The organism is Paenibacillus sp. NRS-1782, from assembly GCF_050467685.1.
Lineage (GTDB): Bacteria > Bacillota > Bacilli > Paenibacillales > Paenibacillaceae > Paenibacillus > Paenibacillus terrae_A.
The window spans coordinates 81874-104112 of the sequence record NZ_JBITPH010000059.1; the positions used below are offsets into that span (position 1 = coordinate 81874).

The following is a 22239-nucleotide window of genomic DNA, read 5'->3' on the forward strand; positions in this document are numbered from 1 at the left end:
TCCTATTTGTATAGGAAGTTCGTCATATTTATTGTTACCCGTTCCCAGCGTATTACAACATAGGATCTGGTTCCGAAGTTTTTAAAAAGGTATATTGGCCTATTTTTCGGAACTTTTGATACCGATCTTCCCTCAATTCGTCGCAGTTCATATTCAAAAGGTCGGCTAAATGGCGTTCCAGCGACTCCTTGATAGCAGCAGCGGTTACTTCATAGTTACGATGAGCGCCCCCCTTCGGCTCCGGCACGATATCCTCGATAACCTCCATGCGCAGGAGGTCATTCGCCGTAATCTTCATGGCCTCGGCAGCCTGATCCGCCTTGGAAGCATCCTTCCACAAAATCGAGGCCGCTCCGTTTGGAGAAATAGCCGAATAGATGGCATGCTCCAGCATCAGTACACGGTTGCCGACGGCAAACGCAAGTGCGCCGCCGCTTCCACCCTCGCCGATGATCACACAAATAACAGGCACCGAAAGCTTTGCCATCTCCCGCAAATTGCGGGCTATCGCTTCCGATTGACCTCTCTCCTCTGCTGTATTACCCGGATAAGCGCCCTTCGTATCAATAAATGTAATGATTGGGCGTTTGAATTTGTCAGCCTGCTGCATTAGACGCAAGCCTTTACGGAATCCCTCCGGGTGCGCGCTCCCGAAAAACCGTGCAATATTATCCTTCGTATCCTTGCCGCGTTGCTGCCCAATAACGGTTACCGGAATACCATTCAGCTTGCCAATTCCACCCACGACCGCCAGATCGTCGCCATACAGGCGGTCGCCATGCAGTTCAATGAAATCCGTAAACACCTGCCCGATCAAATCAAGTGATGTCGGTCGCTGATGATGACGAGCCACGTGCATTTTTTGCGGTGCTGTAATGTTCGTATATATTTCTTCCTCCATCTGGAGATAACGTTCCTCCAGACGGTTAATTTCATCGGTAAAATCAATTTGCTTATCCTGTCCGAATTGCTTGAGTTCTTCAATCTTCTGTCGCATCTCGACCAGGGGCTTTTCAAAAGGCAATTCGCCAGCCATTTATTCCACCTCTTTCGCGCTGTGCAAATCGAGCAGTTGGCCAAGTGTATCGCGCAGTTCCTTGCGATGTACAACCATATCCAATTGTCCGTGCTGCAAATTAAATTCGGAGGTTTGAAAATCGTCCGGTAGCTTCTGTCTGATCGTCTGTTCGATCACGATACGTCCGGCAAAACCGAATACTGCCCCCGGCTCCGCGATGTTAATATCTCCAAGTGTAGCAAAGCTGGCGGATACTCCACCTGTAGTCGGATCGGTGATAACGGAAATATAGAGCAAGCCCTGCTCGTCCATACGAGCGAGAGCCGCACTTGTTTTGGCCATCTGCATCAGGCTCAAAATACTTTCCTGCATACGCGCCCCACCAGATGTGGAGAAAATAATAAGCGGAAGACGCTTGTCTATCGCCTGCTCAATAGCGCGGGTAATTTTCTCCCCGACGACCGATCCCATGCTTCCAGTGAAAAAGTCAAAACTCATCACTGCAACAACAACCGGAAGCCCATAAATGAGCCCATCGCCCGTAATGACAGCCTCTCGCAAACCGGATTTCAGCGTCTGCTGTTCCAGCTTGCTTGCATAACCCGGAAAACCCAGCGGATCAACCGAAATCATATCGGCATCATATTCTGTAAATGTATCTTCATCGAGCACCATGCGAATACGATCCATAGCATTAAGACGCATATGGTGTCCGCATACTGGACACACTTTCAGATTTTTTTCTAACTCTTTACTGTATTGAATGCTTCCGCATTTGCCACATTTGGTCATAAGACCTTCGGGAATTTCCCGTTTGGGACGATCCGGCATGTCCGCTTGATCGCCGCTCAGCGCCCGTTCCGAAGGGATGGTCGCGTATTTACGCTTCTTTTGGAATAAATCTTTAAACACAACTACACCTCTCCAGCCGTTTATTTGTCAGCCGTAACCGATACAAGGTCCTCTGCCGTCTGTGCGGCATCTCTTAGCATTATGTTTATACACACGTCAACGCCTGTTTTGCAAAACATTACCGCCGATCGTGCATCCTTTGTTCCATTCATGCTGCTGTATCACTTCCGCCGTTCCGGACTCAAGGGCGCAAAATCGAATTAAGCACTTCCTGTATTTCTTCGACTTCACCCGAAGGCACAAGTATCTCAAACTGCTGCTTGGATGCGCTGATGGCCCGGGCCTGCACCATAAAACCTTCTTCCGACAGTTTGAGCTTAATCATGTCAGCCAGTCTGGCCGTCGGTGCAATATAGATCACCGTCCACATGCCTTGTTTCTACCCCCTAAGCCTCAAGTTTTGAGCCCATATAATAGACTCATGATAACATACCTTACTTTTTTCCCGCAACAAAAGCCCTTCTGCTCGGTCAAGATCGGTCAGAGGGCCCAGAAAATCATTGACTCTGTTCGTGCAGGTGAATCAAGTGTCCAATGACACGGGGTATTGCTTGGCATGAGGACTGCGATGAGCAATGCGCGAAGAAGCGGCAGCTGCCAGTCCGGCGACCAGATCGTCCAGAAATACATGAATACCGCTGCCTTTACGGTTTAGCTGTTCAATGATTCCCGTCTTTTCTTTATCCAGATAACCAAAACTGGTCAAGCCAATCATACCATACACGCTCGTAATCCCGAGGGCCAGCGTCTCGTCCACTCCGTACAGGGGTTCATCTGCCTCCATAATGGCTTGTAGCGGCTGGGGAAGAAGTTTTTTTTCGGCCAGCTCATCAAGCGCAATACCCGTGAACAGCGTATACTGCACTTCCCGCTTCTGCAAAACTGCCTTTACGCTGTCCACACATTCTTCAATGGTCAAATGAGGGTAATATTTTAGCTGAAGCTGAAAAACAATGTCCGCTATGGACTCGATACTAATACCTCTGCGAATTAACAGGGTTTCTGCATATTCATAGGTCATGATTTCCCTCCCGCCTTCACCATACATTTCTGTCTTCCAGCTTGCGGAACCTTATGATGTTGGATAAGTGCTGATGTTCCTGTTCCTCCAGTGTTCCAAGTGTATGCGGGAGGGGAGGAAAATGTTCATTATTTAACTTTCACCGTGCCTGCCCCCAGCATGGACTCCATCCGGTCGAAAAGCTGAGGCGAAGGCTTGATGCTGTAAGCATCACTCAACGCCAGCAAACGCTGGCTGCTCTCATAAAAGAGTACGGTAGGCAACGCACCGGGATGCTCCTGTAGCAGCGCCTTGAGGCTGACCAGCAAGCTGGCATCCTCCTCAGCCTGGCGGGTGATTTTGACAAACACCCGCTGACGGGCTGACGGCTCCGAACCACGCGGAGCCGAGGTTTGTTCGCTGGGAGCCGCTTCCGTGACGTGCGGCGTAGTGCCTGTGGCCGGGCGGGCCACCGAAACGGGCGGGACCGCTGGCGCCGTAGTCGGCTGCGCAGACGACTCGGCTGCCGACGGACTCGACGGCACGCGCGGCGCTCGCCCGCCGGGGCCGCCAGCGGCAGAGCCAGCCGCTGACGCGGGCTTTCCGGCCGCGGCGGACGAACGCGCCCCAGCACGTCGGCGCTGGAGAAGCCGCGCCAATGAATCCTCCGCCAGCGGGGCGGCCTCGTCCGCAAGGAGCTTGAAATGCTCGTCCTGGTGCTGCATTTTGGCACGAAACGCAAGCAGCGCTCCCTTTTCAATCCACTGGTGGCTTCGCTTCCACACTTCGGGAAACAACACGACCTCGCAGCGCTCAATCTGATCCTCCAGCTCGATAAAGGCCATAGCCTTCCCCTGTTTGGTCGTAATCGTCTTGAGCGACACAACCATACCTGCGGTCACGACAACCGCTTCATCCGGCACATCGCCCAATTCCATCAGACGCTCTGCATCGCTGCTTTCCAGCAACGACTCAAAATCATCCAGTGGATGCCCGGACAGATACAGTCCCAACAGCTCACGTTCCAGCTCTAGCTGCTGACCCGCACTGAATTTCGGTACATCGGGATATTCGATATCCCAATTGGGCATTTCCACAAAACCGAACATATCTATTTGCAAATCGTCACGTTCCTTGCGCCATTTGACCGCTGCATCCACTGTTTCATCCAGCATGGCAATCAACTGCGCACGATGACCTGGCAACGAGTCAAACGCCCCTGCCTGGATGAGCGATTCAATCACCCGCTTATTGCACACACGCAAATCCACGCGACGACAAAAATCGAGCAGGCTGTCAAAAGGACGCTCCTTGCGAACGGCGAGAATACTTTCCATCGCCTGCGTGCCAACATTTTTAATCGCGGCAAGTCCGAAGCGGATATTCCCCTGCTGCAACGGGGTAAACAGCACCCCGCTTTCATTTACATCAGGCGGCAGAACCGCCATATCCATTCGACGGCATTCGACGACATATTCCGCCACTTTCCGGTGGCTACCCATCACCGCTGTCAGCATGGAAGCCATAAACTGCACCGGATAATGGGCTTTAAGATACGCCGTCTGGAACGCTAGCACACCATAGGCAGCCGCATGTGCACGCGGAAATCCATAGTCCGCAAAACGGACAATCATATCGTAGACTCTTCCAGCTTCCTCTTCTGTATAACCCTGCTTGACACTGCCCTCCACAAAATGGCCACGCTCAAGGTCCAGCACTTCGCGTTTTTTCTTGGATACGGCGCGACGCAGCAGATCGGCTTCTCCCAGGGAAAAGCCAGCCATGCGCGAAGCAATCTGCATGATTTGTTCCTGATACACGATAATGCCGTACGTATCCTTCAGGATCGGCTCCAGATCAGGATGCGGATAATGAACCTCAATCTCCCCGTGTTTGGCCTGAATAAAGTTAGGAATGAAGCCCATTGGACCCGGACGATACAAGGCCAGTACAGAAATAATATCCTCGAACACACTTGGCTTTAGATCCTTGAGCACCCGGCGTACCCCCGCCGACTCCAGCTGAAACACACCGCCTGTGTCGCCTTTGCCTAGCATGTCATAGGTATGTGGGTCATTGTCAGGAATGAGACTAAAATCAGGCGTTTCCCCATGTTCTTCGGTAATCCAACGCATACAGCGTTCAATAATAGAGAGAGTGCGCAGCCCAAGAAAATCCATTTTCAGCAAACCGATCCGCTCCAGATTTTCCATCGAGTATTGCGTCAAGGGAACCCCTTCACTCCCCTCTTGAAGCGGTACTGCATCAGTCAGCGGAGTCCGCGAAATGACGACACCCGCCGCATGGGTTGAAGCATGACGTGGCATGCCCTCTACTTTAATCGCCATATCCAGCAGTTCACGCGTCTTGGGCTTGGTTTCATACAGTGTTTTCAGCTCAGGGGTGATCTCAAGCGCATGACGGATATTAATCCCGAGCTGCGCCGGAATCAGCTTGGCCGCCTTGTCCACCTCGCCATACGGTACATTCAACGCACGCCCAACGTCACGCACTGCGGCTCTTGCCGCCAGCGTTCCGAAGGTAATAATTTGCGCTACATGCTCGTTACCGTACTTCTGCACCACATAGTCGATAACCTCATCCCGTCGTTCATCGCTGAAATCAATATCTATATCCGGCATGCTAATCCGTTCAGGATTCAGAAACCGTTCAAACAGCAGGTTATATTTCAGGGGATCCACATTCGTGATATGAAGTACATAAGCGACCAGACTGCCCGCGGAGGAACCCCGTCCTGGGCCGGTAGCAATATGATGCTTATGAGCGAAAGCGATAAAATCCCACACGATCAGAAAATAATCACTGAATCCCATGCTGTCAATCGTGTTCAGCTCATAACTGAGCCGCTGCTCCAGCCTTTCTCGTTGCTCCGGTTGTTCCCACGCCAGATCACTCCCATAACGACGCTCCAGCCCTTGCACACACAAACTGCACAGATAGGACGAAGGAGTCATGCCTTCCGGCAGCGGACGATATTCAGGCAAAATGGATTGCCCAAATTCCAGTTCCAATTCGCATTTTTCAGCAATACGCACTGTATTGTCGATGGCTTCCGCCACATGGGGGAACAAACGAGCCATCTCCTCCTGGCTTTTCAAGTACAACTGACGGGTCGGTATACGCAAGCGCTCCTCGTCGTCGACTGTCTTGCCAGTTCCAATGCAAATCAGAACGTCTTGTACATCTGCATCCGGCTCAGTCAGGTAGTGCACGTCATTCGTCGCTACCAGCGGAATATCCAGTTCCTTCGCTAACGCGATCAACAGAGGATTTACGCGCTTTTGCTCCGACAGACCGTGATCCTGAAGCTCCAGATAAAAATCATCGCCAAAAATGTTGCGGTAGCGTTCCGCTGCCCGTCGTGCTTCGGCTTCCCGGCCATGCAGCAAATGCTGCGGCACTTCACCGCCCAAACATGCGCTTAAGCATATGATGCCTTCATGGTGGGTAGCCAGCGCTTCCATGTCGATACGTGGCTTGTAGTGAAAGCCCTCCAAATGGCCAATAGAGCACAGCTTCATCAGATTTTGATAGCCTGTTTTATTTTTGGCGAGCAAAATTAAATGATATATGGGCTGATCCTTTCGGCTGCCACGCTCCTTGCGCGAGCCAGCCGTCATATAGGCCTCACACCCGATAATCGGCTTCATGCCGTTCTCTACACACGCTCTGTAAAAAGGAATGGCACCATACATCACCCCGTGATCCGTAAGGGCCAGTGCCTTCATTCCGTAAGCTGATGCCTGTTTGACCAACTCCGCGGTACGAGCCGCGCCGTCCAGCAGGCTATACTCGCTGTGAACATGCAAATGCACAAATGAACTCATGCGCTTCTCTTCCTTTCACCGCTTGTTTTTCTTCAAACTATTTTATCATATCCGCGCTGGTAGCGCCCATACAATAAAAGTACAGACCCGGGCGGACAAGCGCGGTCCTGATTCGTATACCTTATAGGAGGAAAAGAGCATGAGCACTTTTATATCCAAAGCGATTCTCGACTTCTTCATTGCCTTCGGCATCGTGCTCGGGGGAGCCATGCTCGGAGGAATGGGAGCTGTGGTATCGCTTCAGCCGCCTACTCAGACGATGCTGGAGGTTGCCGGAAGAATTAAAATATGGGCTCTTGCCGCCGCTGTGGGGGGAACAATGGACCCGATCCGCGTCATTGAAAGCAATATGCTGGACGGTAATTTGTCGCCTGCCATTAAGCAGATATTGTATTTGATTTTCGCCTTTTTAGGCGCTCATATGGGTGCAGAGCTGGTCAAGTGGGTGTGCGGCAACGGACGGCCGTGAGGTGAAACGACTATGAGAGTGCCTCCCTTTGAGCGCCTGCGCCCTTTTATGCATTTATCCTCCGTCTTCGTGCTGGGCATGATTACCGGAGCAATAGTCTACAATGCCATCTGGCACGCCAGCTTCAATGAGCTATGGACGAACAATCAGGACCTCCAATTCCAGCTTCAGCAAGCGCAGGAGGACAATAGAACCCTGCGCAAATACAGTAAGCGCCAGACTGTTGTCAAAGAAATCAAATTGATTGCTGAAGAAACCTCGGCCGAAAAAATTGACTCTATCAACCTGAAGGAGCTTCTTCGCCGCGTCAGCCGTGATTTAGAGGTACTGCGAGGCCGGGACATGTTCGAGATTGATTCCGACAGCAAGCTGGTACGCATGCTGCTTCACCAAAAAAAATACACCGTTCGTGACAAGGAGTATACGATCCAGGTCAAAACGATGCTTGTAATGGAAGGTGTGCTGCAAATTTGGCTGGAGGCAAAAGAAAGACTTCCGGAAAGTCATTGAGCTGCTCTACTCCGACTCCGCTTACTACACACGAATGGACACTAACCGTGTTCAATGGAGTGGAGCGTCATCACCGCTTTGCATACCAATTGATTTTCCCGTGAAATTGCAATTTCCAGCTTGCAGGTGCGGCGGCTTGTTTCCAGCAACATTGGACGAAGAACTATGGCATCCTCAATCTGTACGGGTCTGATAAAATAGGTCGTTAAATTGTCCAGCACATAATCCTTCCCGCTCATATCTCTGGCAATCCGGTAGCCCGCTTGTGTCATCACATTGACCAGCACGCCTTCCGAGATGGTACCCAGATTGGTCGCCATCTGAGGAATGACGAAGCCCCGAAAAAATAATGATCCGTCCTCATCACGCTCCTCTGCAAATCCGTTCCAAATGAGCTGGTCGAACGTCTCGCCGAGCTGTGGCTGCTTTTGGGCGTTGCGCAAGGCATCCAGTACCTCTCGCCGTGTGACGGACCCCAGCAGCTTGCGGTTGCGGTCCACGACCGGTAAATAATCCACACCTTCCCAAGCCATCATCTGCGCGGCCGAAGCGAGCGAGGTCTGGTAGGTCACTGTTACCGGATTGCGAATCAGGCATTTGTCCATCGTATGCTCGGGTTGCAGTCCCTCCACATCCTTGCGGCTGACGATACCGATCAGGCGGTTCCATTCATCCACCACCGCAAAATGGTGATTTCCAGTCATCACCGAAAGTTCTTCAAATTCGGTAAGGGTACTGTTGATTTTCAAGGTCTGCGTCTTCGGTTTACTTGCCGCGATGTCTTCAATCAGCATAATCTTCTTTTTGATCAAGCGGTCGAAAATCGCTCTATTAATCATAGAGGCCACTGTAAAGGTATCGTGACGCGAAGAAATGATCGGCAAACTGATCTGGTCCGCCAGTTGCTTAACCTCCCGGCTCGTACCAAAGCCTCCTGTAATCAGTACGCCTGCTCCCTGCTCTAGCGCAAGGGAATGCGCATCCTCGCGGTTACCAACAATCAGCAAGCTACCTGCATCAATGTATCGGGCCATAGCCTCTTCGCGCATCGCTCCAATGACATACTTGTGCAAGGGCTTTTCCAGCCCCTCGCTTCCCCCGAGCACATGTCCCTCCACGATATTCACGACATCGGCAAAGGTAAGCTGCTCGGACAACCCGCGTGGGCGCTTTTCCACCCGCACCGTCCCGATGCGTTCCTTGGTAATGACAATTCCCAGGTTCTCGGCTTCCTTCACGGCCCGGTAGGCCGTTCCTTCGCTGACGCTCATTTCTTTAGCCAACCTGCGCACAGAAATTTTGGAGCCTATTTTCAACTGCTCGATATGACGCAATAGCTGCTCATGCTTCGTAACTGCTTCATCTAGCCCGTCCAAATCTGTTACACCCCCAACGTTCAATCTGTATCATTCTGTATCTATTATAGCACACCCCCCCCTCTTTTAGACCCTCGTTAATCACGATAGTTCAGAGCTGAAAATAGCAAAAAGCGATCTCCTTTTTACAGGGACCGCTTTTTCAAATATTACGGATCGGCAGCATCAGAGCATGCTCATGACAAGCCGGGAGGAAACTTTTTATAGCGTGCTGCCTTTATCAGCTTCTTTATCCCATTTCATCTGCCACTGCTTCATTTTGGCCCGCCGTACACGCTCCAGCGTTTTCCGTTTTTCCTCATCCACGCCAAGCAAAAAGTGCAGATTTGCTCCGATGACAAGCAGCGCAAACAGTACCCATACGATACCGAAGCCGTTGACCCAGTTCAATCCGCCCGTAAGCGAGATGCGCGGCAGCGCGGTAAGCACCATAGCCAGCGCAATCAGTGTGTACAAGCCGTGTTTCCATTTTTTAAAAGGTCCCAATGTTATCCCTTCCTCTCCCTGTGACTCTATGTATCTAGTCTATGAGAGGGCAGAAAGGAATATGAGACAAACTTACAGAGACGAACCGTACAAATGCTGAAGGCTGTCTGCGATAATTTTGTTGACATCCTCAATGATCACACTCAGGCGGCGTTCGGCATCGAACAGACGGCGGATGTTCAGGTTCAGGCTTAGCACCTCGAACAGCTTTTCCATTTTTTCCATCTCTTCCTGTGCCGGCATATCACCGCTCATCATCCGCTGCTGTACTTCCATTTGGCGCTCACGGAAATCGTCGAGCATTTTTTTGGCTTCCGGGTCGGTTTCAATCAACTTCATCGCTGACGTGATTTCCTCCACCTCTTTACTTTCCTTCAACGCTTTTGCCAAATCATGGGCTTTGTCATAGATATTCATATTCGTTATTTCCTCCAATTCAAATCATCGTGCAAACATTTCACATTGTCCGTCAATCACCAAGGGATATATGTCCTCATATGATGAATCAGTGCTATTACAGCCCCTTCACGTTTCCCGTTACTTTTAAGACATCAAGTTGCTGCCCGGAAGGAGATCCACGATGTCCATCAAAAAAACAAGGATTCAAATCATCGGATCGGGCATCTTGCAGGATGACGTACTCATGGTCGGCGAGTCCTTGCTTCGCAAATGGAAAATATCCACAGGCCACCCCGTACAGCTCGCCTTCGGTTCGTTCCGCCAGCAGGTTACCGTCATTTCGGTACCCCGTTACAGCGGCTTACGTGTGGGAAGCGTACTGGCCCGAAAAATGGGAATTAACTCCAATTGCGAGCTACGAGTAACCTACAGCCGAGGACGCCGGACACTTCGAGTGGGCCCACTTATTAGCGTGCTGGTCAGCCGGGACTATCCCGAACAGCCCGACAAGCCTTTCGGGTCGATCACCCTGTTCTGCCGTGAACTGATCGGGGAATGCCGCAGACAAGGAGCATATGTGTATTTTTTCACCCCGGAGCATATTGGAAGTCAGCCCGAACGCGTTCAGGGATGGGTCTATGACGGAGGCTGGAAAAAGACGGTCATGCCCGCCGGGGATGTCGTCAATAACCGGCTTACCTCTCGTAAACTCGAGAACAGAACTAGCGTACAGCATTTTATGAAAGAAGTAAAATCGCAGTACGGCACGGCCATTTTCAATGAAAAGTTTCTGGATAAAAATGAAGTGTTCGATGCGCTTAAATCCAATTCGTCCCTGCGCAAGTATTTACCCGAGTCCCATTTGCTGCAAACCTTTGCGGTCTTCAAAAAAATGTGCAACCAGTACCCCACTGTTTTTCTCAAGCCTGTGCGGGGTAGTCTGGGCAAAGGTATTATGCGCATTACAAAGCAAGCCGATGGCACATTTTACGTGCTGTCCACTACCGCCGGCGCACCACGAAAGCAAACGTATGCCACGATCGAGAAGCTGTACAAAGGTATGGCAGGAAAAATGAAAACGACGCGCTTCCAGCTCCAGCAGGGCCTTACCCTGATTGATCACGGCAAGCGTCCGGTTGACTTTCGTGCGCTTGTGCAGAAAAACGCCTCTGGCGCATGGACCGTGACCTCCATCGTCGCCCGGATTGCCGGGGGCAGCCATTTTGTGTCCAATCTGGCGAGAGGTGGCACGCTGAGCACAGTCAAGGAGGCCTTGGCCAAAACCACGCTGCCTGCCTTAACCAAGTCGAACGGCCAAACCCATCTGAAGACAGCCGCGCTCGAAATTGCAACCGGAGTTGAGAAAGCGATCCCTGCCCATTTTGCGGAATTTGGCATTGATCTGGCAATTGACAGCATGGGGCATATTTGGCTGCTGGAGGTCAACTCCAAGCCGTCGAAAAATGACAATACGCCGTTAAATGATCAAAAACCTCGGCCGTCCGTGAAAAAAATGATTGAGTATTGCTGTTTTTCAGCCGGATTCAAATGAATCCGTCTCTTACGGAATTCGGCTGCCAAAGGAGGCTGTTATCGGTGTCTCTTGTCGTACCAGACACACTGGGTGTGCTCGTCAGCCGGAATCAGGCGGCGATTCCCCCGATTACCGAAGCGGAGTTTTGCCGCAGGCTAAGTCTGTTGGGCAGGCGCTCCGGCTTTAGCGTAATAGCGTTTACTGCGGAAGGAATTTCGCCCGAAGATCACTCCATACGAGGTTATGCCTATCGTGACGGAGTATGGACATCCAGCCGCTTTCCCCTGCCGGATATTGTGTATAACCGCTGTTTCCATGCCCACGGGAGCCGGAACGCCGGGCACGCGCTGCAGCACATGGCAGAGCAGGGATCACGCAAGCTCATCTACTGGTCGCGTAACTTGCCCGGCAAATGGCAAGTGTACCGTGCGCTGCACACGATAGATGAAGTGCGTCCCTATGTGCCGCCTACAACGCCTTACCGGGACACGGCTCAGATTGTGGAATGGCTGCACCGCTATTCGGCGCTATTTATGAAGCCCCAGGCCGGAACTCACGGTAAGGGCACGCTGTATCTCCGGCTATCGGATGGAGACGCTGGACTGCTCGTGCAGGGCAGAGACTCCCGAAACCGTCCGTTCCGGCGCTTGTTTTCTGAGCTGGATGCCGGATTGTCATGGGTCAACGGGATTGCAGGCAGACGCTCCTATATCGTGCAGCCTTATTTGAAATTAACGAGCCAAAGCGGTCATCCCTTTGATGTCCGCGCGCTCATGCAAAAGGATGGAAAGGGTTGCTGGCGTCTGACGGGCTTTGCCGTGAGAGAAGGCAGGAAAGGAACCCTGACTTCCAATCTGCATGGAGGGGGCGCAGCCCATCCGGCAGAACCTTACCTTCGTGAACAATATGGCGCGGACAGCACGCGTCTCATCATTGGACAGATGATGGCGCTGTCCCTGACCATTACCAGGGCGCTGGAGGAACGATATGGCCGCCTTGGCGAGCTGGGGATTGATTATGGTATTGACCGGAGTGGGAACATCTGGCTATTGGAGGTTAATTCCCGGCCGGGTCGGGCCTCCTTTTTCCAGACCCGTCAGCCAAAGTGTGCTTTCCGGTCAGTCAACCGCCCACTCGAATATGCTCGATATTTAATGACCCATTCCAAAGTGACAGGGTCAAAGGGCGCAGACACCTCCCTTGAACATATGGTATAGGAGGATAAACAGATGAGTTTAACGCATTGCAATGTGCATTTCTCACAGCAGCCCGACAAGGTGGCGTATATATCCACCGCCTTGTTGAAAAGCCTTAAATTATCCGGAGCCAAGTCCATTCGTCTGCGGCTCGGTAAGGATCAGATTCCCACCATGATAAAACCGATTCAGAAGGCGGGACGCCATCTGTACCTGACCTCAGGCTTGCGTAATGCCATCCGGGTTCCTAAAAGCGGGTCCATCTATTTGCGGAATCTGGACGGAGATATACAGCTCGGACCGTTAATTGGCGTGCTGTCTGACGGCACCACCTCTGCCACCCGCCCTTTTGGCTCACGCACGGGCTTCATTAAGCAACTGCTGAAGGAAGGCAGCAAGAATTCTTATATTTTTGCCTTTACTCCTCGGGATATCAACTGGCAAAATGATACGATTAACGGCTATTTTCTGTCATCAAACGGGGTGTTTTCACGCAAAATTGTACCTTTACCGGACGTGATTTACAATCGGCTGCCGAGCCGCCGCTCTGATTTTTCCCCAGCGATCAATCAGCTGCGCGAACGCTTTTCACGCAAACGGATTCCCTTTTTCAACTGGAGCTTCTTCAATAAATCGGATATCTATCATCTGCTGGAAAATAATTCAGAGGTTAACCGTTATGTCCCCGAATCGTATATGAATCCCAGCTCAGAACGTATCCGAGGCATGCTGGAGCGTCATCAATTTGCTTATTACAAGCCAAGCGGAGGTAGTCTCGGTAAAGGAATTTACCGTCTCTCCCATGTTCCCAAGCAAGGTTATTATGTAAGGTACCGCAAGAAAAACAGCAATGTCTTGCTGCGCTTCAACTCTTTTAACTCTATGCTACGTATGCTCCAATCCAATCAGGGCCAGTCGTTGAAGGGCTATGTCATTCAGCAGGGTATCCAACTGATTGAGATTGACAATTGTCCGATTGATTTCCGATTTCATATGCACAAGAATGGCAACAACCAGTGGGTCGTCGTCGGAATTGGAGCCAAAAAATCCGGACGCGGCAGTGTCACGACCCATATTAAAAACGGCGGCTCCCTCATGACACCCGAGCAGGCGCTGAACCGGGTATTCGGAGACCGGGCGGGCGAGGTGCTTCAGCGTGCCAAGAATGTAGCGGTTACACTCGCAGAAGCCATCGAGTACCATCACCAGCATCTGCTGGGTGAAATTGGCTTCGATCTGGGCATTGACCAACAGGAAAAGGTATGGATGTTTGAAGCCAATTCCAAGCCCGGGCGATCCATTTTTCAGCATCCATCGTTGCGTGCGGAGGGTAAAGCATCCGTGGAGCATATTTTGGACCACTGTCTTTACCTCAGTAAATTCCGCAGAAAAGAGGAACTATGAATACCCGGGCGGAGTACAAACCAGTCGTTGCCATATTGACCGTGCACGACGAAGGACAATTTTTCAAGGGAAATCGGCGCAATTTCAGGGATATTCTTGAAATGGGGACGCGGATGGGCTATCAGGTGTACATTGTTACTGTCAGGGACCTGAAGCTGACATCGGAGACAGTCAGGGGCTATATTTTCAACAAAACCTTACAGACCTGGGAGGAACAAAGTTTTCCACTACCGCAAATCATTTATAATCGCATCCCGAACCGCAACTATGAGCTTAAAACTTCTGTTCGCACAAAGTTGAATGAAATTTCTCATGCCTCTGGCATTGAACTGTACAATCCGGGCTTTTTCAACAAATGGGAGCTGTTCAAATGGCTCCGTGCTTCGGAATCCACTCGTCAGTTCGTACCAGCGACCAAACGCTTAAGCAACCTGTCTTCCTTGGGCAAAATGCTGTCTGTGTATCCATACCTGTATCTCAAGCCAGAGAACGGCAAGGCCGGAAAAGGGATTATGATTCTCAAATACCGACCGGACCTTCTCATGGCTTACAGGCTGACGATTCAGCATGACAAAAAAAGTGTAACCTACCGATCTGTATCGCTGTCCCGACTGTGGGGACGTATTCGCCGGGAAGCTGGCGCTTCGCCTTATATCATTCAGCAGGGCATCGAGCTGGCAACCTATCAGAAAAAGCCCTTCGACCTGCGTATCCTGGTGCAAAAAAACACCCACGGCTCTTGGAGCACTACGGGAGTCGGTGCCAGACTGGCGGGTAAGGGGAGCATTACAACGCATGTTCCGCGCGGCGGAAGTGTGGAAGACCCGTTCAAGCTGCTATCTGCGCTGTTTGGACCTGAGAACAGTAAGGATCTGTTGAACAAGATTAAAAGTACCGCCATACAGATTGCACGCCAAATTGAACGAGGCTCCGGTCTTTCCCACGGCGAAATGTCCATGGATTTGGGCGTAGATATGTTCGGAATCCTTTGGTTTTTTGAAGCCAACTCCAAACCGATGAAATTTGACGAGCCAGAAATTCGTCAAAAATCGCTGAGACGCATATTCCAGTACAGCTCCTATTTGGCCGAACGAATGAAATTATGAGTCAAGGAAGTGGAATCATGCCACAAATTAGCGATGTTCAACATTTGCCTGCCCGTAGCTGGCTGCTGAGACGACGGCAGCTGCTATTTCTGGCCCGTAGCTCGGGCGGCATGCGCATTACCCGCAATGCCTTGCGGCAGCTGGCCATTTTAACGCCGGAGCAATTAAAAGCACCCGGCTCCTCCCTCCTGTGCGCTTATCTGCGCACGGAGCAAGGACTGCGGATTGCAGGATTTTGCCTCACTCTGAATTACGGTGAGGATGCGTGCATCGTGATCGTTCGTCCACTTTACCGGGGTCGCAGACTGGGCGCTAGACTGCTGTCCGCCCAGCTCAAACAGCTGCGCCGCCTGACGTGCAGCGTGGCCGCCGACAATATGGCCAGTCTCAAAACCTGCTTTCGCGCTGGACTTGTTGCGGATGACATAACGAATGGACCGACCGGAAAGCCCACCCTAATATTTCGCGGGGAGTTATCCGAAGATGAGCAGACGGCAGAGGAAGGTGGAATGCTGTGCCAAAACCTGTCCTAGGCATCATGACCTTGTATTTGAACAACAAGAAGCAATTGGAGGAACGCGCCATATATGAGCGCATGATTGCAGAAGGGAACAGACTGGGACTGGATATGTATGTATTCACTCCCGCAGATGTCCACAAGGATCGCAGGCTGCTTCTTGCCCAAATGTATGATCCACACAGCGGTAAATGGACCCGAAAATGGCGGGAATTCCCGGATATGATTTTCGACCGTTGTCGGGTACAGCGCAGTGAGCGGTATCGTCAGTTAAAGCAATTTCGGGTGCAATATACAGATCTCGTATATTTAAACCGACCGCTAAGTAACAAATGGGCCATTCATCAGCAGCTTGCAAGAAGGGTCGCCTTTCGATCCCATCTGCCCGAAACAGAGCCGTTCACAGGATTTCATAGCGTAAGGCGGATGCTCAAAAAAAATTCACTGGTCTACCTCAAACCGATTAACGGTACAGGAGGACGCGGTATTTTACGCATTGAGCCTGTTAACAAGCAAGGCGGTCTGTATCTAATCGAGGGCCGCGATCGCAAGCGCCGTATTATTCCCCAGCAGCGAGTGCGTCTGGATCGACTGGAGCCGCGTCTAAGTAGCTGGAGCATGGACAATTACATTGTTCAGGAGGGCATTCCTGTGCAGCTGCCCAATGGCAGGGTTCACGATTACCGCATGCTGGTGCAAAAAAATGGCCAGGGGACATGGGAGTTAACTGGATGCGCAGGACGGATCGGGGCACATCGCAGCGTTACTTCCAACCTGCATGGCGGAGGCAAGGCGGTACCGATGAATCAACTGCTGACACAATGGATTCGTAATGAAGATCAGAGAGAGAAGATCACCAAGCAAGGGGAACAGCTGGGGCTGGATATCGCAGCTTATCTGGAGGAAAGCTACGGGGCATTATGCGAGCTTGCGCTCGATTTGGCGATCAACAAGGACGGTCACATTTACGTACTGGAGGTCAATCCGAAGCCAGCACGCGAGGTATTTGCACGTATTGGTGAAAAAGAAACCTACCACCGCTCTATCGCCAAGCCCATGGAATACGCCTTATGGGTCTATCACACACAAATTAATCCAAAACCTCTGACAGATCACAACATAGAGAGCAAAGCAGAGAATAAGGCAAAGGAAGGCTCCGCGTAAAAGCGGCAGCCTTCCTTTGTTTTGTGATATGTCAGATATACCTTAATGGTTACTTTGCGTTTTTATACAATGTGAGCAGCTGCGTGAAGTCCGTAATAATTGCATCGGAACCCTTCAACTCGTCGTTTACGCCAAATCCAGCATAGGCGCAGCCAATGACCGTTTGTCCATTCTTTTTGCCTGCCTCCACATCGGAAGATCGGTCGCCTACCATCCATACGTTGGAAATTCCGTGCTTACTCAACAAAATCTCCAGCAAATTCACTTTGGATAGTGTGCTGTATTCACCAGCGCTATACAGTCCTTCAAAAATCGGGACCAATTCATATGCAGCCGCTATCCCTTTCACATAATCCTCCAGCCCATTACTGGCTACGAACAATCTTACACCCTGTTCATGGAGGGTTTGGAGCGTTTCTTTTACATGCGGATACAGGGCATGACTTCCGTTCTTCAATCCCTCCAGTTCCAGCTGGAGCAGCAGCTCGTCCGCTCTTCTGTGGGCCGCTTCGCTGGCTTCCGGCATCACTCTTCTCCAGATTTCGTCCAGCAGCATACCCAAACTATTCAAAATAAGCTCCTCTGGAGGCGTCTCTCCTTCAAAAAGACCTTCGGCGCGCAGCGCATCAAACAGCTTGTGATACGCAGGAAGCAGCAGCGTCTCCGTCTGAAAAAGTGTACCATCCATATCAAATACCATAGCCTCAGGTTTCTTCAACACAGGTGCATTGTTCATGTAGTTGTCAGTCATTCCTTTCCTATGTAGGTTTACAGTTCCGACCCCTCTCATGATAAGCAATAAGAGAGGTCCGTGTAAACCTCATTGCGCATACCGTTAGCTCTTGTATTTTTTCAAAACAGCCCTAAAACAATGCAAACCGCCCCACAAATCTGTGCGCAATGCATCCGGCGGAAGATTAAGATCAACCTCGCTCCAGTACGAAAACCCCGCCTCACCTATCCATTGCTCCATCGCAGACAGATTAACCGTAGGGTAATCAAACGTCAGCAGAAGCAGTCCGTCATCTCGCAAAGTCCGGTGAAATTCACGCAGGGTGGCTAGCGAGTCATCAGGGGTTAGATGCTCCAGCACTGATATACATACAATTTTGTCAAAGCTGGCCGTCTCATAAGGCAAGGCGGTTAGATTAGCATGCGCGGAGTGAAGACGAACCGGTAAAATTTCCTGGACACGCTCGGCAGCCTCCTCTCCGATATCACGGCGCACCTCGGCCAATATGGCATCCACGGAAACGATTCTCATATCCAGATCACAGGCATAGGCCTGAGCGCAGCGGCGAGCCAGCTCAAACTTGAACGGATGCGGGATACCACATGCCGCGTCAAGCACCGTATCCTGCCCGGACACAAAGTGCAGACACCACTCATACTCATAGGGACGACTCCACCAGCTGTGGGGCAGCCTGTAGATCAGGTTGGAGGTATTGGGATCGGAATGTACGAAAAAACGGGAGAGGTACGGATCAGCGGTATTCATGGGATATAGCCTCCTTTTAAATGAAAGGTGATACAATGTGGGTTCAGATCGTATATTCCCCCAGCCAGCTCAGATCGCCCTTGCCACGCAGCATAGCTCATGACCACGTTTCTCTCCTTGAAGTTTGGCCAACAGTCCCATCTGCTCCGTGAACGTAAGCTCGCCATATAAAGGATGTGCCTGTATCAAGGCGTCCAGACCGGAAGGAAGCTGACGGGTGAACAGGGACATCGGACGCAGACCAGACTTCTCCAGCAAACGTGTCAGCGTGTGCTCTGAATAATGATACAAATGATCTTCCTCGGTAAATAAAGGCGAGTGAGCACCATAAGCCTCATTTGTAAACGAGTTTTTGTTGGGTACTGTAATGTATAACGTTCCATCCGGTTGAAGCTGCTCGCGTAAATCTGTTAAAAATGTCACCGGGTCTGCAATATGCTCCAGCACATGCCAGCATGCAACGGCCTCATATTCATGATGCAGTGATAAGGCAGTATCTCCCTCTGTTTCTGTCTCTGTATCGCCATTCCAGAAGCCAGGTAGTAGATCCACGTCATATTTGTATTTAGCATATGCGCGCGAGTCTATGGAAGGCTCAATGCCCACAGCACTCCATCCACTCTGAAGGGCAGCATGAATAAATTCTCCGGTACCAGATCCAATTTCCAGTAATTTTCCTTTTCCGGGACTGAACATATCCAGCAGCATGAGTCCGAAAAGAGCATGATCCCCGTAGGTTGAGGCGGCTGCACTATCGCGCATGGCGACCCATTTGACGTTATAGATATCTGCGATCATATTCTCTGGCTGGATATGATCCACATCATTGCGAAAAATAAGCCCACAGGACCCACAACCTAACAATGTAAAATGTTCATACCGATGAAACAACGTCGTATTGGACGAGCCACACAGCTTGCAAGCCATGCCCTGTCCTTCCCCCCTCCCTTTTCCACTAAGCGCGTCCTCTATTTCGCCTTTGGTAAGAGCATGGGAGCCAATAATAGCATGAACACCAGCAATCTTAGCGACAGCATTCTTGTCGACAGGATTGGCAGAGTTAGCCGCTTCATAAACAGGAGCAGATTCAACGAGATGGACACCGTTCGCCACTTGAACATCTTCAGCGGTATGAATTGCTTCAATTCTATTCTCTGCTCTAGCAGGATGGGTACCCTCGGCAATCGTATCTTGGATATTCGTGCCTGTATTCACAACGGAATTTACACCGCTAGTGTCTTCAGATTCAGCCTCATGTTGATTTTTTACACCCTCTCGGTCTGGGTCTATCCAGAGACTGAGCCGGGGAGTCGGATCGAATATGGACTCATATTGCTCCTTCCACCCATAACGGGCATCCGGGTCCAACTGTTGATAACGCTCGTATTTGGCGGTGCGAATAGCTGGTGTGTACCAGCCCCAGTGCTGGATACGATAGTCGCTAATCTCACTCGGAAGCTCAAGCACATTATCGGGAAATCTCCCACAGTGCAAATATTGCTCCTTCCATTTATAAGGGAAGCTATCCCGATATCGAGTCAAAAAAGGGCGGTAGTAACGATGAGCCTGCCAGTAATCATCATCGCGATAATGCGTGGGAGACCACATATCAAACAGCCTGAAACAAATGGTATCGGCTTTCGTTCCGGCTAATAGAGCATGCACACCTTGGACAAATCGGGATTCGAACATTTCGTCAGCATCCATGTTTAAAATCCATTCCGGGTAAGATGCCAGCGTCTCACTCCACTGCTGCTTCCGCAGCTCCACTTCATTCGTAAAGGAGGCCCTTTCATTACGAATCAAACGCAGTGGAATCCCCTTTAGCAGGTCTCGGCACAAATCACCACTATCATCACGGCTGCCATCATCAATAATGACCGCTTCATCAATATATTCCCGATGACTTCGGAGCACTTCTGCGAGCTTGCGATCTGCCTCATTGCATATCGTCATGCTCAGCGTCAGTTTGGGCCTGGAGACAGGCGGAGCATGAAGCTCACTATGTCGTGGACCAGAGAAAGCTGGTGGCACGACAAAAGAATCCGTAGCATACTTTGCGAAGACAGCAGACTCGCGGAGATCCCGTGGAATGGTAATTTCAGGCGGCGTAGAGGAAGTGCTGGATGGATCATTTTCTGACTGCGTAATTCCATTCAGGGTCAGTAGCAATTGTTCCGCCTTGATGCGGTCCCCTTCCCGGTACATATGCATGGCAGGATAGTGAGTATCTACAAAAAGCGGAAACCCGTACGCCGCTGCGCGGATGCAAAAATGTCGATCCTCTCCCCAAAAAGAAACGTTAGGGATTTTACCAAAATGAATTCCGACTTCCAGCGCCCTTCTGCGGATTAAGGTACAAGCACCCAGACCGCCTACCTCATACAAACCGGGAATATGCAACTGATGTATAAATTGCAGCTCGCGATGTGCCCGTTCTTCTGCCGACAGCACTTCTCCTTCTTCTCGATGGAACAGATTGTATTCATCACTGACCCATACCTGAGGCAATAACGCCCCATCGGGCTGCCAGCGTGTCCAGAAAATCTCGGATACGATATCCTTCTCTGTCTCGACCAGTCTGCATAAGGTGCGGGAATGGAGGATCAGGTCTGAATCGACCAAAAATAGCGCGTCGTAATGATGCTGAAGCGCGTAGTCAATGAGACGATTTTTGAACCCGGCCACTTTCCAAACGAGGGAAGGCGGCCAATAATGGGTATGCTCATCACTTCGGTTCTCATATTGCTGCAAGCCTGACAGCGGTGGCAAAACACGCCCCGGGAGCCGGTCCGCAAAATCGGCCAGCCATTGGCTTGAAGTTGGATTGTCATTATCATCGACGAACAAATAATCCGGCAGCACATCGGGTGCTTCCAGCCGCTCCAAAGCTTGGAGAAATAAAGCTAATATTTCGGGCTTCTGATGCACCGGGCTACCGATTAAAATACGCATGAGTCGACGCCTCCCATCAGGCGGAAGCCTCATAACCGTTCCTCCTGCTTGCTCTGACGCATACGATAATTGCGATGAAGCGATAAGGGAGCGAGCGTGATATGAATGGACTTACACCTGGAAATATCGATGAAAACAACATCAATGCACTGCTTGCCTGCATCGCCTTTCAAGAGCTTTCATTAAGTCACCTGATTAATGCTGAAGGTGAGAAAATACAATATGCCGTCGGGACCCTTCCCGGCCTTACACCACCCGCAGGGAGCATTGCCGAGCTTCTGGAGGTAAATAACAGCGTACAATCGGTTTTGAATTGTACGTTTTTAAACGAGCTTGCCCTGCTGGCTCAGCTCCAGTGCCTGCTCAATCCGTCAGGCATCACCGGGGCAACCTGTTGTTTTCCATTTGGAAGCACTGGAGCTACTGGAGCTACTGGGGCTACGGGTGACACCGGAGCCACGGGAGTTACGGGAGTTACGGGAGTTACGGGAGCGACAGGCGACCCAGGGGCCACGGGTACCGCTGGCGCCACGGGCGCTACAGGGGCCACAGGCATCGCAGGCGCGACGGGGACCACAGGGGCCACTGGCACCGCTGGCGCCACCGGGCCTACCGGACCCACGGGTACCGCGGGGGCTACCGGGCCCACAGGGGCCACTGGCACCGCTGGCGCGACGGGGACCACAGGGGCCACAGGCACCGCTGGCGCTACCGGGCCTACCGGAGCCACGGGTACCGCGGGGGCCACCGGGCCCACAGGGGCCACGGGTACCGCGGGGGCCACCGGGCCCACAGGGGCCACGGGTACCGCGGGGGCTACAGGGACCACAGGGGCCACGGGTACCGC

19 protein-coding genes and 1 pseudogene are annotated in these 22239 nt (G+C 51.4%); 9 read left to right on the forward strand and 11 right to left on the reverse strand.

The genetic code is table 11. The features are described from left to right. Window positions 1-52: 52 nt before the first annotated feature. The 5 genes from ACIFQM_RS21855 to ACIFQM_RS21875 all read right to left on the reverse strand — a co-directional run bounded on the left by ACIFQM_RS21855 (window position 53) and on the right by ACIFQM_RS21875 (window position 6778). Window positions 53-1036 (reverse strand): acetyl-CoA carboxylase carboxyltransferase subunit alpha, encoded by a 984-nt coding sequence (locus ACIFQM_RS21855; RefSeq protein ID WP_430037774.1) that lies wholly within the window; start codon window positions 1034-1036, stop codon window positions 53-55. After that, complete coding sequence (accD, locus tag ACIFQM_RS21860) at window positions 1037-1930, reverse strand: acetyl-CoA carboxylase, carboxyltransferase subunit beta (RefSeq protein WP_430037771.1); 894 nt, start codon at window positions 1928-1930, stop codon at window positions 1037-1039. Between the two features lie 181 nt (window positions 1931-2111). Beyond that, entirely contained in the window at window positions 2112-2300 is a 189-nt protein-coding gene (locus tag ACIFQM_RS21865; protein WP_013309585.1) for a hypothetical protein, read from the reverse strand. Window positions 2301-2453: 153 nt separating this feature from the next. Further along, window positions 2454-2951 carry a phosphatidylglycerophosphatase A family protein gene (locus tag ACIFQM_RS21870; protein WP_430037768.1) on the reverse strand — a complete coding sequence of 166 codons (498 nt, stop codon included), beginning with the start codon at window positions 2949-2951 and terminating at the stop codon, window positions 2454-2456. Window positions 2952-3079: 128 nt separating this feature from the next. Further along, window positions 3080-6778, reverse strand: coding sequence for a DNA polymerase III subunit alpha (locus tag ACIFQM_RS21875; RefSeq protein WP_430037765.1), 3699 nt, complete (start codon window positions 6776-6778; stop codon window positions 3080-3082). Between the two features lie 139 nt (window positions 6779-6917). Here ACIFQM_RS21875 and ACIFQM_RS21880 point away from each other — a divergent pair, with 139 nt between their 5' ends. Both ACIFQM_RS21880 and ACIFQM_RS21885 read left to right on the forward strand, forming a co-directional pair. Then, a complete protein-coding gene (locus tag ACIFQM_RS21880) occupies window positions 6918-7247 on the forward strand; it encodes a YtrH family sporulation protein (RefSeq protein WP_013309582.1) in 330 nt (109 codons plus the stop codon). Window positions 7248-7259: 12 nt separating this feature from the next. Further along, window positions 7260-7757 (forward strand): hypothetical protein, encoded by a 498-nt coding sequence (locus ACIFQM_RS21885; RefSeq protein ID WP_283655353.1) that lies wholly within the window; start codon window positions 7260-7262, stop codon window positions 7755-7757. Window positions 7758-7798: 41 nt separating this feature from the next. Here the strand turns inward: ACIFQM_RS21885 and ACIFQM_RS21890 are convergent, their stop codons facing one another. The 3 genes from ACIFQM_RS21890 to ACIFQM_RS21900 all read right to left on the reverse strand — a co-directional run bounded on the left by ACIFQM_RS21890 (window position 7799) and on the right by ACIFQM_RS21900 (window position 10036). Further along, complete coding sequence (locus ACIFQM_RS21890) at window positions 7799-9133, reverse strand: DRTGG domain-containing protein (protein WP_430037762.1); 1335 nt, start codon at window positions 9131-9133, stop codon at window positions 7799-7801. Window positions 9134-9334: 201 nt separating this feature from the next. Continuing rightward, window positions 9335-9619 carry a hypothetical protein gene (locus ACIFQM_RS21895; RefSeq protein ID WP_430037759.1) on the reverse strand — a complete coding sequence of 95 codons (285 nt, stop codon included), beginning with the start codon at window positions 9617-9619 and terminating at the stop codon, window positions 9335-9337. Between the two features lie 72 nt (window positions 9620-9691). Further along, entirely contained in the window at window positions 9692-10036 is a 345-nt protein-coding gene (locus ACIFQM_RS21900; protein ID WP_025685398.1) for a YlbF family regulator, read from the reverse strand. A gap of 163 nt (window positions 10037-10199) precedes the next feature. Here ACIFQM_RS21900 and ACIFQM_RS21905 point away from each other — a divergent pair, with 163 nt between their 5' ends. The 6 genes from ACIFQM_RS21905 to ACIFQM_RS21930 are packed head-to-tail and all read left to right on the forward strand — an operon-like array spanning window position 10200 to window position 16939. Beyond that, window positions 10200-11570, forward strand: coding sequence for a YheC/YheD family protein (locus ACIFQM_RS21905; RefSeq protein WP_430037756.1), 1371 nt, complete (start codon window positions 10200-10202; stop codon window positions 11568-11570). Window positions 11571-11614: 44 nt separating this feature from the next. Next, window positions 11615-12769, forward strand: coding sequence for a YheC/YheD family protein (locus ACIFQM_RS21910; RefSeq protein WP_430037753.1), 1155 nt, complete (start codon window positions 11615-11617; stop codon window positions 12767-12769). Window positions 12770-12781: 12 nt separating this feature from the next. Continuing rightward, window positions 12782-14152, forward strand: a complete 1371-nt coding sequence (locus ACIFQM_RS21915; RefSeq protein WP_430037750.1) for a YheC/YheD family protein — start codon at window positions 12782-12784, stop codon at window positions 14150-14152. Further along, window positions 14149-15258, forward strand: coding sequence for a YheC/YheD family protein (locus tag ACIFQM_RS21920; RefSeq protein WP_430037747.1), 1110 nt, complete (start codon window positions 14149-14151; stop codon window positions 15256-15258). The genes ACIFQM_RS21915 and ACIFQM_RS21920 overlap by 4 nt, the downstream gene beginning before the upstream one ends. Window positions 15259-15275: 17 nt before the next feature. Next, entirely contained in the window at window positions 15276-15791 is a 516-nt protein-coding gene (locus tag ACIFQM_RS21925) for a GNAT family N-acetyltransferase (protein ID WP_430037744.1), read from the forward strand. Beyond that, on the forward strand, window positions 15773-16939 hold the full coding sequence (locus ACIFQM_RS21930) for a YheC/YheD family protein (RefSeq protein ID WP_430037742.1): 1167 nt from the start codon (window positions 15773-15775) through the stop codon (window positions 16937-16939). The genes ACIFQM_RS21925 and ACIFQM_RS21930 overlap by 19 nt, the downstream gene beginning before the upstream one ends. 49 nt (window positions 16940-16988) lie before the next feature. Here ACIFQM_RS21930 and ACIFQM_RS21935 read toward each other — a convergent pair whose 3' ends face one another. From ACIFQM_RS21935 to ACIFQM_RS21945, 3 genes are all read right to left on the reverse strand, one after another. Further along, entirely contained in the window at window positions 16989-17690 is a 702-nt protein-coding gene (locus ACIFQM_RS21935; protein ID WP_430037739.1) for an HAD family hydrolase, read from the reverse strand. 84 nt (window positions 17691-17774) lie between these two features. Further along, window positions 17775-18437: a class I SAM-dependent methyltransferase gene (locus ACIFQM_RS21940; protein WP_430037736.1), complete on the reverse strand. Its 663-nt coding sequence runs from the start codon at window positions 18435-18437 to the stop codon at window positions 17775-17777. A 69-nt stretch (window positions 18438-18506) separates the two neighbouring features. Next, window positions 18507-21392 (reverse strand): methyltransferase domain-containing protein, encoded by a 2886-nt coding sequence (locus tag ACIFQM_RS21945; protein ID WP_430047298.1) that lies wholly within the window; start codon window positions 21390-21392, stop codon window positions 18507-18509. Between the two features lie 101 nt (window positions 21393-21493). Here ACIFQM_RS21945 and ACIFQM_RS21950 point away from each other — a divergent pair. Next, a pseudogene (locus ACIFQM_RS21950) lies at window positions 21494-22239 on the forward strand (collagen-like protein); the annotation flags it as partial.

Bases quoted from the DNA above. Each gene is read 5' to 3' on its own strand.
- ACIFQM_RS21855 (WP_430037774.1), bottom strand. From the start codon at position 1,036: ATGGCTGGCGAATTGCCTTTTGAAAAGCCCCTGGTCGAGATGCGACAG.
- ACIFQM_RS21865 (WP_013309585.1), bottom strand. From the start codon at position 2,300: ATGTGGACGGTGATCTATATTGCACCGACGGCCAGACTGGCTGACATG.
- ACIFQM_RS21870 (WP_430037768.1), bottom strand. From the start codon at position 2,951: ATGACCTATGAATATGCAGAAACCCTGTTAATTCGCAGAGGTATTAGT.
- ACIFQM_RS21875 (WP_430037765.1), bottom strand. From the start codon at position 6,778: ATGAGTTCATTTGTGCATTTGCATGTTCACAGCGAGTATAGCCTGCTG.
- ACIFQM_RS21880 (WP_013309582.1), top strand. From the start codon at position 6,918: ATGAGCACTTTTATATCCAAAGCGATTCTCGACTTCTTCATTGCCTTC.
- ACIFQM_RS21885 (WP_283655353.1), top strand. From the start codon at position 7,260: ATGAGAGTGCCTCCCTTTGAGCGCCTGCGCCCTTTTATGCATTTATCC.
- ACIFQM_RS21900 (WP_025685398.1), bottom strand. From the start codon at position 10,036: ATGAATATCTATGACAAAGCCCATGATTTGGCAAAAGCGTTGAAGGAA.
- ACIFQM_RS21905 (WP_430037756.1), top strand. From the start codon at position 10,200: ATGTCCATCAAAAAAACAAGGATTCAAATCATCGGATCGGGCATCTTG.
- ACIFQM_RS21915 (WP_430037750.1), top strand. From the start codon at position 12,782: ATGAGTTTAACGCATTGCAATGTGCATTTCTCACAGCAGCCCGACAAG.
- ACIFQM_RS21920 (WP_430037747.1), top strand. From the start codon at position 14,149: ATGAATACCCGGGCGGAGTACAAACCAGTCGTTGCCATATTGACCGTG.
- ACIFQM_RS21925 (WP_430037744.1), top strand. From the start codon at position 15,276: ATGCCACAAATTAGCGATGTTCAACATTTGCCTGCCCGTAGCTGGCTG.
- ACIFQM_RS21935 (WP_430037739.1), bottom strand. From the start codon at position 17,690: ATGACTGACAACTACATGAACAATGCACCTGTGTTGAAGAAACCTGAG.
- ACIFQM_RS21940 (WP_430037736.1), bottom strand. From the start codon at position 18,437: ATGAATACCGCTGATCCGTACCTCTCCCGTTTTTTCGTACATTCCGAT.
- ACIFQM_RS21945 (WP_430047298.1), bottom strand. From the start codon at position 21,392: ATGCGTATTTTAATCGGTAGCCCGGTGCATCAGAAGCCCGAAATATTA.